This window comes from Polymorphospora sp. A560 (genome assembly GCF_045781765.1).
GTDB classification, from domain to species: Bacteria; Actinomycetota; Actinomycetes; order Mycobacteriales; family Micromonosporaceae; genus Polymorphospora; species Polymorphospora lycopeni.
This window is the reverse complement of the sequence record NZ_CP122282.1, coordinates 4292318-4305927: the sequence shown is the minus strand read 5'-3', so window position 1 is coordinate 4305927 and position 13610 is coordinate 4292318. Positions and strand designations below refer to the sequence as shown.

Genomic DNA, 13610 nt, shown 5'->3' with positions numbered 1-13610 from the left:
GATGTTATCGATGTATCACCTCGTCGGCCAGCCCCTCGACGAACGCGGTGAGATCGTCCAGCGGCGAACCGGTGAGCAGCGTGACGCCGGTGGCGGCGTGGTCGTCGGCCCGGCGCACCGTGAACCTACCCGAACTGTCGGTGAAAAGTGTGTCCACGGCGGCCGGCGTCTCGTCGCCGTCGCCGTCCGGCGCGGGCAGCAGCATGGCCACCCGGACCAGCCGCTGGTCGGCGCCGTGCCGCTCGACCAGATCGGTCAGCCGCTCGTGGAACAGCGCGTAGCCGCCCCACCGGGCGCCGGTGCGTTCGACCAGCCGGTCGAAGAGGTCGCCGAAGCGCAGCGACACCGGCCGCAGCAGGTGGACCCGGTCGCCGCCGGGCCGCCGGCCGCAGGCGGCCTCGGCCAGGAAGCGGCCGATCAGGTCGGCCGGCAGGTGGTCGATCACCGCCGAGGTCGGGAAGACGATCCCGGTACGGGCACACGCGTAGACCAGCGACTGGGCCAGTGACGCCGGGTTGGCCACCCCGGTGCGCCGCGACGGCCAGACCTCGCCCAGCCGGTAGACGACCGAGTCCAGCCCCTGCGCCCGGGCGTTGTCCAGCAGTTGCTCCATCACGTACTTGGACTGGCTGTAGCCGTCGGACGGCAGCAGTTCCGGCACCGGTGCCTGGTCCTCGTCGAACCGGCCGGCGGCGTCCGGAACGTGCCCGGCGGCGAGCGCGGAGAACGTCGACACCGCGTGCACCCGGCAGCCCCGCCCGCGGGCCGCCAGCCGCAGCAGCTCCCGCGTGCCGAGCACGTTGGGGGCCCGGTGGTCGGCGTAGTCGTGCAGGAAGTTGACCAGCGCGCCGGCGTGGACGATGCCGTCGGTCCGCTCGGCGATCCGGTCGAACGCCTCCGGCGCCAGGCCGAGCCCGGGCGTGGCCAGGTCGCCGGCGAGCACCCGCAGCCGGTCCTCGGCGAACGCCTTCTCGGCGTGGGCGAGCGCGTCGAACAGCCCGTAGTCACGCAGCGCGGCGGTCAGCCGGTGCCGGGCCGCCTCGTCGTCGCGGGCGCGGACCAGGCAGGTCAGGTCGACGTCGGGCCGGCCGAGCAGGTCGGCGAGCAGGTGCGCGCCGACGAACCCGGTCACCCCGGTGACCAGCAGCCGCCGCGACCGGTCCGGCGGCCTGGGCAGGCCGGTGGCCGGCGGCGGGTCGGGCAGCGCGTCGCGGGCCAGCGCGGCCGGGTCCAGTTGCGCGCGGACCGGTGCCCCGCCGGCGACGAGTTCGGCCTGGGCCCGGACGGTGTCGGCGGCGAGCAGGTCGGCGATCGCGACGGGCCGGCCGAGCCGTACGCCCAGCAGCGCGCCGAGCCGGTGCGTGAGCAGGGAGGTGCCGCCCTGGTCGGCGAACCGTTCGGTGACCGACACCCGGTCGCGGCCCAGCACCTCGCGCCAGACCGCGGCGACCAGTTCCTCCTCGGGCGACCCGGGCGGGGTGTACGGCAGGTCGGGCGCCTCGGTGTCCGCGTCGGCCCGTAGCGACAGCGCGCGCCGGTCCACCTTGCCGTTGGGGGTCAGCGGCATCCGGTCGAGGATGGTGAGTCGTTTCGGGACGGTCTCGGCAGGCAGGTGCTTGCCGGCGCTGAGCAGCAGTTCGGCGGTGTCGACCGGGGGCTCGCCGGCGCGCAGGGTCACGTACGCGACCAGGGCCCGGCTGTCCTGGTCGCCACGGGCCACCACGACCGCGTCGCGGACCGTCTCGTGCTCGCGTAGCGCCCGCTCGATCTCGGCCAGCTCGACCCGTACCCCGCCGATCTTGACCTGGTCGTCGCGCCGGCCGCCGAACATCAGCAGGCCGTCCGCGGTGACGTGGCCGAGGTCGCCGGTGCGGTAGATCAGCGGCCCGGTGATCTGGGGGAACGGGTTGGGCACGAAGACCTGGTCGGTACGGGCCGGGTCGCGCAGGTAGCCGGCGCCGACGCACTCGCCGCCGATCCAGATCTCGCCGCTGACGCCGGGGGCGACCGGGCGGAGCTGGTCGTCGAGGACGACGGCGGCGGTGTTGGGGATCGGCCGGCCGAGCGGGACCGGATCGTGGTCCGGTCCGATGTCGTGGAAGACCGACCCGATCGAGCACTCGGTCGGACCGTACGTGTTGGTGATCCGCAGGTGCGGCACGAGCTGCTGGAGGCGGCTCAGTACGGGCAGGGTGGCCGCCTCGCCGCCGACCAGCATCCGGCGCAGCGGGGCGAGTTCGGCCCGCAGGTCGGGGCGGACCTCGATCAGCGTGACCAGCGCGCTGAGCACCGACGGTACGAAGTCGGTGATGGTGACGCCGTAGCGGCCGATGGTGCGGCAGGTGCCCTCGAGGTCGAGGATGCCGTCGCGGTCGGGCAGGACGACGGTGCCGCCGGTGACCATCGGCCACAGGATCTGCCACATCGAGGAGTCGAAGGTGGGCCGGCTGTTCTGCAGGACGATCTGTTCCCGGCCGTCGCCGAAGTGGCCGGACATCGCGGTGAGCCGGTTGACCAGACCGCGGTGCCGGTTCAGCGCGCATTTCGGGGTGCCGGTGGAACCTGAGGTGAAATAGCCGTAGATCAGGTCGTGCGGGGCGGGGCGGGGCACGTCCGGCCGCTCGGCGTCGAGGGTGCGCAGCGGCTCGCCGGCCGGGGTGACGCCCTCGTGGTCGAGCAGGACGGTCCGGTCGCCGAGGTCGAGCGCGCGCAGCGGGTCGAGGGTCGGCGGGACCGCCAGTACGGCCCGGGGGGCCAACTGCGAAAAGATGACCTCGAGCCGTTCTATCGGCCAACCTGGATCGATTGGAACGAATGCTGCGCCGAGTTTGACTGTCGCGAGTAGACCGGCGACGAAGTCGGGTCCGTCGGCGATGAACAGTGGGACGAGGTCGCCGTGGCGAACGCTGATTCGGTCCAGTCGTTGTGAATATAGGTTGGCAATGTTGTTAATTTCACGGAAGGTCAGTTGTAGGTCCCGGTAGCGGACCGCGATCCGGTCGGGATTCGTGGTGACCTGCTGTTCGAACAGGTCAAGGACGGTCAGGTGGCCGGGGAAGTCGCGTTTTGTGCCAATTCCCGAGCGCAGTACGCCCTCGTAAGGCGTATCGGGCAAATGAACATCCATGCCTCATACCTCGGCTATTGTTAAATGTCCTCTAGGTGGCACGTGCTATCGCTGATGATGGGCGGCGCGGACCTTCGAACAGTAGATATGTATCTATGTTGATTGCAATATTGACATCCGGCTATGGCGCTGTTAGCGTGGCGCAGCAGTGATTCCGGCACGCCCTGACGCGTGTCCTATTTGTCAGCTCGAAGTGCGGAGGCGTCCGGCTGTGATCATCGAGGATCTCGCCGCCCAGCGGGTGGGCGTCGTCCAGGGCGGAGGGCTGTCCAGCCTCGCGCTCGGGCTCTGGCTGCGCGAGCGGGGCGTCGACGCCCATCACTACGTCGCCGACATCGGCCAGGGCGGTCCGGACGACCTCGCCGCCCTCGTCGACTCGCTGCGCGGCGCCGGCCTTCCGGCCACCCTCGTCGACCTGCGCCCGGCGATGGCCGAACTCGGCCTCGACCTGCTGCGCTACCAGGCCCGCCACGACGGCGGCTACTGGAACACCACCGGCGCGTCCCGGCTGGTCCTGGTCGAGCGGCTCGCACCCGTGCTGCGGGCCGACGGCCGCACCGTGCTCGCCCACGGCTGCGTCGGCGGCGGCAACGACCAGCGCCGCTTCGCCCGCTACGGCGCCCGGCTCGCCCCCGACCTCGGCGTCTACGCGCCCTGGATCGACCCGGCCGCGCTGGCCCGGTTCCCGAACCGCGCCGCCATGTACGCCGCCGTCACCGGCGCCGGCCTGTGGCTCGACCCCGGCAGCGACGCCGACCGCTCCACCGACGCCAACCTGGCCGGCGCCTCGCACGAGTCGACCGAGCTCGAAGACCTCGCCACCCCGGTCGCCCCGAAGACCCTCGCCCCGCGCTGGAGCGCCTGGCCCGCCGACGCGCCGGCCGACGGCGGATCCGTCACGGTCACCATCGAGGCCGGCCGGGTCACCGACGTCGACGGCCAGGGGCCCGACCCGGTCGCCGTGCTGACCGCCGCCAACACCCTCGGCGCGACGCACGGGAGCTGGCTGCGCGACGTCGTCGAGCGCCGCATCATCGGCACCCGCTGCCGCGGCGTCTACGAGGCTCCCGGCCTGGAGGTGCTCGACGTCGCCTGGCACAAGGCGCTCGAGGTCACCCTCGACCCCTACTCCCGCACCCTCTACGAGCAGCTCGCCGGCGCCCTCGGCGCCGCGGTCTACGAGGCCCGCTACCGCGACCCGGTCGCCGCCGCGGCCCGGGCCGCCCTCGACGCGCTGACCGGATCGGTCAGCGCCACCGTCGAGCTGACCCTGCGCGGCGGTGCCGTCACCGCGGCCGGGGTGCACACCCCCGGCGGCGACGCCGACCGGCAGACCCGGTTCGGCACCGGCGGCCACCAGTGGCGGAACCTCGCCCCGGCCGCCGCCTGACAACCTCTCACCGGGCGACCCCCGGAAACACTTCCACGGCACGGAGGCGATGCATGCGTTACCGCAGGTTCGGGCGGCTCGGCTGGTCGGTCGGCGAGGTCGGCTACGGGATGTGGGGGATCGCCGGCGGCGAGGGCGGCTGGAGCGGCGCCGACGACGAGACCGGCAACGCCGCCCTGCGCGCGGCCGTCGAACTCGGCTGCAACTTCTTCGACACCGCCTGGATCTACGGGCGGGGCCACAGCGAGGAACTTCTCGGCGACCTCCTGCGGGCGGAACCCGACCGCCGGCTCTACGTCGCCACCAAGATCCCGCCGAAGGACCGGCGCTGGCCGTCCACCCGCGAGTCCCGCCTCGAGGACGTCTTCCCGTCCGACCACATCCACGAATACGTCCACAAGAGCCTCGCCAACCTCGGCGTCGAGCGGATCGACCTGCTCCAGTTCCACGTCTGGGAGGACGCCTGGGCCGACGACCCCAGTTGGCAGAAGGCCGTCGCCGACCTGCGCGACCAGGGCCTGGTGGAAGGGATCGGGATCAGCATCAACCGGTGGGAGCCGACCAACGTGGTCAAGGCCCTGCGCACCGGGCTGATCGACGCCGTCCAGGTCATCTACAACATCTTCGATCAGGCGCCCGAGGACGAGCTCTTCGGCGTCTGCGACGAACTCGACATCGCGGTGATCGCCCGGGTGCCCTTCGACGAGGGCACGCTCACCGGCACCCTGACTCTCGACAGCACCTGGCCCGAGGGCGACTGGCGCAACAGCTACTTCGTACCGGAGAACCTGGCCGCCAGCGTGGCCCGCGCCGAGGCGCTCGCCAAGGACGTACCCGACGGCTGGACCATGCCCGAACTCGCGCTGCGCTTCATCCTCCAGCACCCGACGGTGAGCACCGTCATCCCGGGCATGCGCAGCCTGCGTCACGTCCGCGCCAACCTTGCCACCAGCGGCGCGGCGCCGCTCGACGACCAGCTCATGGCCACCATGCGCCAGCACCGCTGGGACCGCGAACCGACGGAGTGGTCGCAGTGACCGACCCCGTCATCGCCCTCTGGGCGGCACCCCGCACCAGGTCGACCGCCTTCCTGCGCATGATCATCGAACGCGGTGACCTCGTCGTCGTGCACGAGCCGCTGTCCAACCTGGCCGCCCTCGGCACGGTCGACATCGGCGGCACCCCGGCCACCTCCGAGACCGAGGTGCTCGACCTGCTGCTCGACCTCGCCGCCACCTCCGGCAAGCGGGTCTTCGTCAAGGAGACCACCGACTACCGCTACCCGGCCGTGCTCGCCGACCCCCGGCTGCACACCCACCTCGTCAACACGTTCATGATCCGTGACCCGGCCGCCGTCGTCGCCTCGCACTACGCGATGAACAAGTCGGTCGACCTCGACGAGATCGGCTTCGAGCGGCTGCACGAGATCTTCGAGGCGGTGCGCCTGCCGCTGGGCGAGGCCCCGGTCGTCATCGACGGCGACGACCTCGTCGCCGACCCGGAGGGCGTCGTCGCCGCGTTCTGCGCCCGCACCGGCCTGCCGTTCGACCCGGCCGCCCTGCGGTGGGAGCCGGCCCCACGCAAGGAGTGGGACCGCACCCGCGACTGGCACCAGGACGTCGAACGCAGCACCGGCTTCACCAGCCAGAGCACCGCGCACGCCGTACGCGTCGACAACGACCCCCGGCTGGCCGCGCTCGCCGCCCACCACCGGCCGTTCTACGAGCGGCTCCACGAGCACCGGCTGCCGCCGCGTGCCGCCGCCGGGCAGCCCGCCGGCTCCTGACCCGTACCGCCGGCCCGTCTCCCCGCGGGCCGGCGTCGCACGAGGCACCCCACCGACCGGTCACCGGTCCGTGGGGTGCCTCGCGGGTGCCGGAGGATCCGCCCGACCCGCCGATCCGTCCGGCCCCGTCGCGGGGTGATCGCTGGCCGCCGGGGTCGCCGGGGGAGTCGGACCGCGCGGCGGCCAACGATCACCAGGGCCCGACCTGGCCGTGCGGTCGGGCCGGGGCGGGGCGCCGGTCGGCAACCCGGCGCCGCCCACCCGTCACAGGTCGTCCATCGCCCGCCCGCCGGGCAGTTCGCGTACGACCGCCACCGGGCAGTGGCTGTGGTGCAGGAGCTGCTGGCTGACCGAACCCATCAGCAGCCCGCGGAAGCCGCCCCGGCCGCGCGAGCCGACCACGACCAGCTGGGCGTGCCGGGTCGCGTCGATCAGCGTCCGGCCGGGGGCGTCGGCGACCACCTCGCTGGTCACCCGCACCTCGGGCCAGCGGTCCTGCCAGCCGACCAGCAGGTCGCGCAACTCGGCCCGCTCCAGGGCGCCGACCGCCTCGGGGTCGAAGGCGACCGGGGGCGCCTCCGCCGCCGGCGGCTTCCAGGCCCGCACCACGTGCAGCGGTACGTCCCGTCCGGCCGCCTGCGCGAACGCGTAGCCGAGCGCCAGCACCGAGCACGGTGAGCCGTCGACGCCGGTCACCACGTGCCCGCCGGCGCGGGGGGCGGTGCCGCGGACGACCACCACCGGGCAGTGCGCGTGGGCGGTCACCGAGACCGTGGTCGAGCCGACCAGCAGGCCGCCGAAGCCGCCGTGCCCACGGCTGCCCAGCACCACCAGCCCGGCCCGCCGGGACAGCTCCTGCAGCCGTACGCTCGGCGGCCCGTCGACGGTGCCGGCCCGTACGGTGACCGTCGGATGGCTGGCCGCGGCGGCCGCGACCGCCTCGTCCAGCATCGACGCGATCTCCTTGCGCGCGGTGTCGTCGGGCCACAGCAGCGGCGCCGGTGCCAGCGGCGCGGAGGCGCCGAACGGCTCGAACGCGTACGTGGGGTGGACCGGCGCGCCGGTCCGGGCCGCCTCGTCCAGCGCCCACCGCAGCGCTACCCCCGCACCGGGGGAGCCGTCGTAGCCGACGACGATCGGTCGGATCTCCATCACTGCCTCCTACCCGGCGGGCCTTCCGTGGTCACCTCCATCAGACGCCCCGGGCCGGCCGGCGGGGCAGAGGCGTACGGCCCGGCCGGTCCGGGCGCAGGTCCCGACCTCCCGCGGACCGCCGGCCCTGGGGCACCGGCCCGTCACCTGCGTAAAGTCGGGCGGTGGCCGGCAAAGGGGCCGGGCCACGGGACCGGGGAGATCGGGATGCGAACCTGGCAGGTGCGGGACGTGATGACCACCGACGTGGTCGCGGTGGCGGAGGAGGCCGGCTACCGGCGGATCGTCGACGCGGTGGCGGGTCGCCGGGTCAGCGGCGTGCCAGTGGTCGACCTGGATCGGCGGGTCGTCGGCGTGGTGTCCGAAAGTGATCTGCTGCACCGGGCCGGTGCCGGCCTGCGCCGGCCCTGGCGGGGCCGCCGCAAGCCCGCCGGCGCGCTCACCGCCCGCGACCTCATGACCGCCCCCGCGGTCACCACGTACGGCGACACCACGCTGGTCGACGCCGCCCGCCGGATGGACCGCGAGCGGGTCCGCCGGCTGCCGGTGGTCGACGACCTCGGCCGGCTGGTCGGCATCGTGACCCGCGGCGACCTGCTGCGGGTGCACCTGCGCCCCGACGAGGACATCCGCGTCGACGTGGTGCGCGAGGTGCTGCACCGCATCCTCGCCCTGCCCGACGTACGGGTCGAGGTGCGCGACGGGGTGGTGACGCTGGCCGGCCCGGTGCCGAGGCGGGCCAGCGCGGTGCATGCCGTGCGGCTGGCCGGCCAGGTCGGTGGCGTCGTACGCGTCGTCGACCGGCTGCACGCCGCCCCGGCGCCCGCGCCCGGCACGGCGGCGACACCGGCCACCGGCTGAGCCGGCCGGCCTGTCCGCCGGCCGCGCTGGTCACGCCGACGTACCCGCCGGTCGAGCCGTTCCGGCCGCCCGCAGCCCTCAGCCGAACCGGCCGGGCCGGCCCCCACCCTCAGCCGAACCGGCCGGGCCGGCCCGGCGGCCGCTCTGCCCGGTCGCCGGGCCGGCGGCTCAGGCGGCCGGCTCGGGCTGCCGCTCGTGTACGACCGCGACCGGGCACCGGGCGTGGTGCAGCATCTGCTGGCTCACCGAGCCGAGCAGCAGCCCGCGCAGCCCGCCGCGCCCCCGTGACCCGACCACCAGCAGTCGCGCCCCGGCACTGGCCTGCATCAGCGCGTGCGCGGGGGAGTCGGCGACGACCTCGGTGCGTACGGCCACCGCCGGGTGCCGGTGCCGGCGCTCCTCGACCAGTTGTTCGAGGGACCGCCGCTCGGTGGCGGCCATTTGTTCGACGTCGACACCCGGCGGCCGCCACGGCACCGACGGGATGTTCCAGGCACCGACCACGAGCAGCGGGGCGTCCCGTTCGGCGGCGGTGTCGAAGGCGAAGTCCAGCGCCGTCACCGAGCACGCGGACCCGTCGACCCCGACGACGACGTCACCGGTGGCGACCCCCGGCTCGTCGGGGCGTACGACGATCACCGGGCAGTGGGCGTGGGCGGTCACCGAGACCGAGGTCGAGCCGAGGAGCAGCCCGCTGAAACCGCCGTGTCCCCGGTTGCCGAGGACGGCCAGCGCGGCGTCGCGGGTCAGCTCGGTCAGCCGTTGGTTCGGCGGCCCGTCGGCCAGTACGCCGCGGACGACCACGCCGTCGCGGCGTTCGCTGGCCGCGGCCACGGCCGCGTCGAGCGCCTGCTGGGCGGCTTCGCGGGCCCGTTCGTCGGGCCACGGCTGGGCCCCGATGATCACCGGCGGGCTGATCGTGAGCCACTCCGAGGCGTGGGCGACCAGCACGGACCGGCCGGTCCGTGCGGCCTCGTCGAGCGCCCAGCCGAGCGCCGCCTCGCTGCCGGGGGAATGGTCGTATCCGACCAGGATCGGACGTTCCGCCACGGTTACCTCCTCCGCCGCCCGGATACCCCCATCCTGCGTGGCCTACGCCCCCGACGTGCGGCTTTCCCCGCCACTCCTCCGTCCGCCCGCGGTCCCACGCTCCGCGATCTTGCACTTGCCGCCCGACAAATCACAACGAAAGGGGGAGACAACCGCAAGATCGCCGGGAAAGGGGAGAGGGGGAGGGGAGGGGGGAGCGGGTCAGTCGTCGGAGATGGAGATCGATCCGGAGGGGCAGGTCGTGGCCGCCTCGCGGGCGTCGTCGAGCTGCGACCCGTCGGGTTCCTCCCGCAGCAGGCGAACGATGCCCATCTGGTCCTGGTCGAACACCTCCGGCGCCAGGAACGCGCACTGGCCGGCGCCGATGCAACCGTCAACGTCCACAGTGACCTTTGCCATGCCCACTCCTACCAGCGGGGCCCACTCCGACCGGCGGGCCGTGACCGGGTGCACGCCGAACAACACGCATCGTACTTCAGTGGCGGCCCGGCGCCAGGGGCCGCGAGTGCCAGGGGCCGCGAGTGCCGGTGGCCGCGCGTCCGGCCGCAGCCCGTCCGGCCGCAGCCCGTCCGGCCGCAGCCCGTCCGGCCGCAGCCCGTCCGGCCGCAGCCCGTCCGGCCGCCGACGGCCGGGGCGCGGGTACACGTTGGACCGGGCCCCCGCGCCGGTCCGGCCGCCCGCCGCAAGATCGAGTCGAACCGGTTTGCCCTGCGTGCGCCCAGGGTAGGGGCTTCGACGGCGGCCGTGTCGCCGGGCAGGAAGGCGGGGTGGGACCGGATGCGGACGTTGGGCGGGCGGTACCAGTTACGGCAGCGCATCGGTGTCGGCGGGATGTCGGAGGTCTGGCGCGGACACGACGAGGTGCTCGACCGGCCGGTCGCGGTCAAGCTCATCGCGCCCGGCGACCGCGACGACGGCACCGGTGTGGATCCCGTCGAGCGGGTCCGGGCGGAGGCCCGGTCGGCGGCGCGGCTGGCCCATCCCAACGTGACCGGCGTCCACGACTTCGGCCTGTCGACGCCGTACCCGGGCGCGCGGGCGCCGTACATCGTGATGGAACTGGTCGAGGGGGAGACGCTGGCCGACCGGCTCGCCGGTGGGTCGCTGCCGTGGCGCTTCGCGGTGCGGGTCTGCGCACAGGTGAGTGCGGCGCTGGCCGCCGCGCACCTGCACGGCATCGTGCATCAGGACGTGAAACCGTCCAACGTGATGCTCACCCCGACCGGTGTGAAGGTCCTCGACTTCGGCATCGCGGCGTCGGCCGGCGAGTCCGATCCGCGACTCGACGGCATGCTGCTCGGCACCCCGGCCTTCCTGCCGCCGGAGCGGTTCGGCGGGGCCCCGCCGGCGCCGTCGAGCGACATGTACGCCATCGGCGTCCTGCTCTACCTCTGCCTGGCCGGCCGGCTGCCGTGGCCGGTCGATCCCGAGATGTGGCGGCTGGAGCGGTACCGCGAGCCCGAGCCGCTGCCGCATATCGACGGCCTGCCGCCGGAGGTCGCCGACCTGTGCTTCGAGTGCCTGGCCGCAGACCCGGTGGCACGGCCGAGCAGTTTCGTCGCCGCGCTGCTGCTCGGTGACGTGGTCGACGCCCGTGTGTACGTGCCGACGGTGGAGCCGACGGCCCTGCCGGGGCGGGTCTCGCCGTGGAACAGTCGGGCCGCGGCCGAGCCGACCGACGCCGTGACGGTACCGGGGCACGTGGGTCGCCACCGCGCCTGACGCGGGGCGCAAGGCGTTTTCCGGGTGGTCGGCGGCGCCCGGTCCGGGTGTCCGGAGGCCCCGCCATCTCGGCTTACCCGGTCGAGCCGGCCCGGGTGGGCCGGCGGTGCCGTCACCGACCCGACAGTCGGGTTGCGGCGCGCGAACTGTCGAGGAGCCGATTTCAGTCGCGGACCGTCCACCGGCCGTGCGACCTTCTTTCCGGACCCGCCGAACGTCCTAAGTGGACATTGCGGGTGCCCGGGCGGCGCTGGGGGGTGCCGCCCTCTCCACGAGAGAGGAACAGCGTTGAAACGACGTATCCATGCCGCCATCCTGGCGGTACTGGTCGCGAGCGTGGGGCTGGTGGCGCAGGCGAACCCTGCGTACGCCCGCCCCGACTGTGACGTGCCGGATCCGCCGCCGATCTGCGACGGGCCCGGCTCGCACGACCCGGAGGGCAACCTGACCGGGGCGACCCGGGTACCGGCCGGCGTGTCGGTCACCGGCTGGGCGACCGACCCCGACGGGGGCGCCGTCCGGGTGGACATCACCATCGGCGGCACCAAGGTCGCCACCCTGACCACGAGCGGCGGCAACTTCTCCGGCACCGTGCCGGCACGCGCCGGCGGCACCGTCTGCGCCAAGGCGATCAACAACGGCGCGGGGACCAGCAAGCTGATCGGCTGCGTCAACCTGGCCGTCGCCGTCGATCCGGTCGGCTCCTTCGACCGGATCGAGCGGTCCGGCACCAACCTGGTCCTGCACGGCTGGGCGATCGACGGGGACACCGTCGGCGCGGTCGACCTGCACGTCTACCAGGACGGTGTCTTCGCCACCACCGGCCGGGCCGACCAGCCGCTGTCGGCGCCGCCCGCCGGCTACCCCGGCTACGGCACCGGCCACGGATTCGCGGTCACCGTCCCGGAACGGCCGGGCGACGGCGAGCACAACGTCTGCGTCTACGCCATCAACGTCGGCGCGGGCACGGTGAACACCGAGCTCGGCTGCCGTACGTACACTGTGCGGCACGACCCGACCGGTGCGCTCGACGAGGTGACCCGGACCGGGAACACCCTGCGGGTGCGCGGCTGGTCGGCCGATCCCGACGAGCCGCAGACGCCGACCGAGGTGCACATCTACGACAGCGGGGTCTTCGTCCGGTCGGTGACCGCGAACGGCCACCGGCCCGACCTGCCGGGCGAGTACGGCCCGACCCACGGGTACGACGTGACCGACCTGCCGGCGAACATGACGCCCGGGCCGCACACCGTCTGCGCGTACGCGCTCAACCGCTCGCACGGCACCACCAACACGCAGCTCGGCTGCCGGAACTACTCGGTGCCGGCGCCGGTCGCCGCCCCGACGATCGAGCCCTTCGACGAGTGGGACGTCTACTCCGACTCCATCCGGGTGGGCTGGACCGACAACTCGACCAGCGAGGACGGGTACCGGGTGGAGCGCTCGGTGGCCGGCGGGCCGTGGGTGGAGATCTGGCGGCGTACCGACGCGGCCCGCTCGCTGACCGACACCGGCCTGACCCCGAACACCCGTTACTGCTACCGGGTCATCGCGTTCAACGAGCTGACCGAGGCGGCGGCGGAGGTCTGCGCCACCACCAAGCACCCGGCCCTGCCCGAAGCGACCGGGCTGACCGTGGTCGGCCGCACCGACACCACGATCACGGTGCGGTGGACCGACAACGCCGAGGGGGAGGACCACTACGTCTTCGGCTGGGGCCGGCCGAGCGACCAGATCCTGCCGCAGATCATCACGCTTCCGGCGAACCCGGGCACCGGCGAGATGACGTACACGATCACGAACCTGGCGTCGTCGACCGACTACCGGATCGCGATGGCGCCGCGGAAGGCGGGGCACGACGGGACGCGCGCCCTCGAGACGGTCGCCTGGACCACCGGGGGGCCTGTCGTCAACGGCTTCACCTCGTCGGTCGGGGCGGTGCAGGCGTGTGCCCCCACCGAGGTCACCCTGAACTGGAAGACCACCGGGGCGACCCGGGTCGTGGTCAAGCGGGGCGCCACCACGCTGGCCGACCGGACCCAGTCCGGGCCGGGGATCTGGGAGGGCTCGGTCTCCGGCGGCAGCCACGACGGCAACGTGCTCTACACCCTGACCGCGTACGCCGCCGACGGCCGCACCGCGACGGCGAACGTCACCGTGTACCGCTCCACCGCGTACCCGCTGGTCAAGAGCATCGAGTTCAACAACACCGGTTGGTACAAGCTGGAGGCCTGGTACTACGACCTCTACGACAACCGGCTCCAGAAGATCGGCGACGTGGCGTCGGGCGGAAAGATCAACATCACTCCGGGTCACTGCCAGTTGCGGCGGATCAAGGTGATCGACCCGAACACCGGGCGGGTCGCCTTCATGACCAACCCGCAGATCGTCCTCGGCCACAACGAGGGCGGCACCAGCCAGGTCGCCGCCGGCTGACCTGAACCGTACGCTCCGGCGGGTCGCGCGTGTCGCGGCCCGCCGGTCTCGTCGTGTCCGGCCGCCGTCGCCGCGGCCGGTCGGCC

General features: G+C 73.6%; 10 protein-coding genes. 6 read left to right on the top strand and 4 right to left on the bottom strand.

Annotation, left to right across the window (positions count from 1 at the left end):
* Positions 1-4 precede the first annotated feature (4 nt).
* Entirely contained in the window at positions 5-3127 is a 3123-nt protein-coding gene (locus tag QCD66_RS19200) for a non-ribosomal peptide synthetase (RefSeq protein WP_407566710.1), read from the bottom strand.
* Positions 3128-3338: 211 nt separating this feature from the next.
* Between QCD66_RS19200 and QCD66_RS19195 the strand changes: the two genes are divergently transcribed.
* The 3 genes from QCD66_RS19195 to QCD66_RS19185 are packed head-to-tail and all read left to right on the top strand — an operon-like array spanning position 3339 to position 6303.
* Positions 3339-4517 (top strand): argininosuccinate synthase domain-containing protein, encoded by a 1179-nt coding sequence (locus QCD66_RS19195; RefSeq protein ID WP_375736835.1) that lies wholly within the window; start codon positions 3339-3341, stop codon positions 4515-4517.
* A 53-nt stretch (positions 4518-4570) separates the two neighbouring features.
* Positions 4571-5554, top strand: a complete 984-nt coding sequence (locus QCD66_RS19190) for an aldo/keto reductase (RefSeq protein ID WP_364206281.1) — start codon at positions 4571-4573, stop codon at positions 5552-5554.
* Positions 5551-6303, top strand: coding sequence for a hypothetical protein (locus tag QCD66_RS19185; protein ID WP_364206278.1), 753 nt, complete (start codon positions 5551-5553; stop codon positions 6301-6303). The genes QCD66_RS19190 and QCD66_RS19185 overlap by 4 nt, the downstream gene beginning before the upstream one ends.
* A 264-nt stretch (positions 6304-6567) precedes the next feature.
* On the opposite strand, the gene QCD66_RS19180 is transcribed toward QCD66_RS19185, so the two are convergent.
* Positions 6568-7455, bottom strand: a complete 888-nt coding sequence (locus QCD66_RS19180) for a universal stress protein (protein WP_375736834.1) — start codon at positions 7453-7455, stop codon at positions 6568-6570.
* 207 nt (positions 7456-7662) lie between these two features.
* On the opposite strand from QCD66_RS19180, the gene QCD66_RS19175 reads away from it, so the two are divergent.
* Positions 7663-8316, top strand: coding sequence for a CBS domain-containing protein (locus QCD66_RS19175; protein WP_375736833.1), 654 nt, complete (start codon positions 7663-7665; stop codon positions 8314-8316).
* Between the two features lie 168 nt (positions 8317-8484).
* On the opposite strand, the gene QCD66_RS19170 is transcribed toward QCD66_RS19175, so the two are convergent.
* Both QCD66_RS19170 and QCD66_RS19165 read right to left on the bottom strand, forming a co-directional pair.
* Positions 8485-9366, bottom strand: a complete 882-nt coding sequence (locus QCD66_RS19170; protein ID WP_375737354.1) for a universal stress protein — start codon at positions 9364-9366, stop codon at positions 8485-8487.
* A gap of 201 nt (positions 9367-9567) precedes the next feature.
* Positions 9568-9765 (bottom strand): ferredoxin, encoded by a 198-nt coding sequence (locus QCD66_RS19165; protein ID WP_357537293.1) that lies wholly within the window; start codon positions 9763-9765, stop codon positions 9568-9570.
* A 378-nt stretch (positions 9766-10143) separates the two neighbouring features.
* Here QCD66_RS19165 and QCD66_RS19160 point away from each other — a divergent pair, with 378 nt between their 5' ends.
* Together QCD66_RS19160 and QCD66_RS19155 are read left to right on the top strand one after the other, a co-directional pair.
* Positions 10144-11088 (top strand): serine/threonine-protein kinase, encoded by a 945-nt coding sequence (locus tag QCD66_RS19160; RefSeq protein ID WP_375737079.1) that lies wholly within the window; start codon positions 10144-10146, stop codon positions 11086-11088.
* 288 nt (positions 11089-11376) lie between these two features.
* Positions 11377-13524 carry a hypothetical protein gene (locus QCD66_RS19155; protein ID WP_375737078.1) on the top strand — a complete coding sequence of 716 codons (2148 nt, stop codon included), beginning with the start codon at positions 11377-11379 and terminating at the stop codon, positions 13522-13524.
* Positions 13525-13610: the final 86 nt, after the last annotated feature.

Bases quoted from the DNA above. Each gene is read 5' to 3' on its own strand.
- QCD66_RS19190 (WP_364206281.1), top strand. From the start codon at position 4,571: ATGCGTTACCGCAGGTTCGGGCGGCTCGGCTGGTCGGTCGGCGAGGTC.
- QCD66_RS19160 (WP_375737079.1), top strand. From the start codon at position 10,144: ATGCGGACGTTGGGCGGGCGGTACCAGTTACGGCAGCGCATCGGTGTC.
- QCD66_RS19165 (WP_357537293.1), bottom strand. From the start codon at position 9,765: ATGGCAAAGGTCACTGTGGACGTTGACGGTTGCATCGGCGCCGGCCAG.
- QCD66_RS19180 (WP_375736834.1), bottom strand. From the start codon at position 7,455: ATGGAGATCCGACCGATCGTCGTCGGCTACGACGGCTCCCCCGGTGCG.
- QCD66_RS19200 (WP_407566710.1), bottom strand. From the start codon at position 3,127: ATGGATGTTCATTTGCCCGATACGCCTTACGAGGGCGTACTGCGCTCG.
- QCD66_RS19175 (WP_375736833.1), top strand. From the start codon at position 7,663: ATGCGAACCTGGCAGGTGCGGGACGTGATGACCACCGACGTGGTCGCG.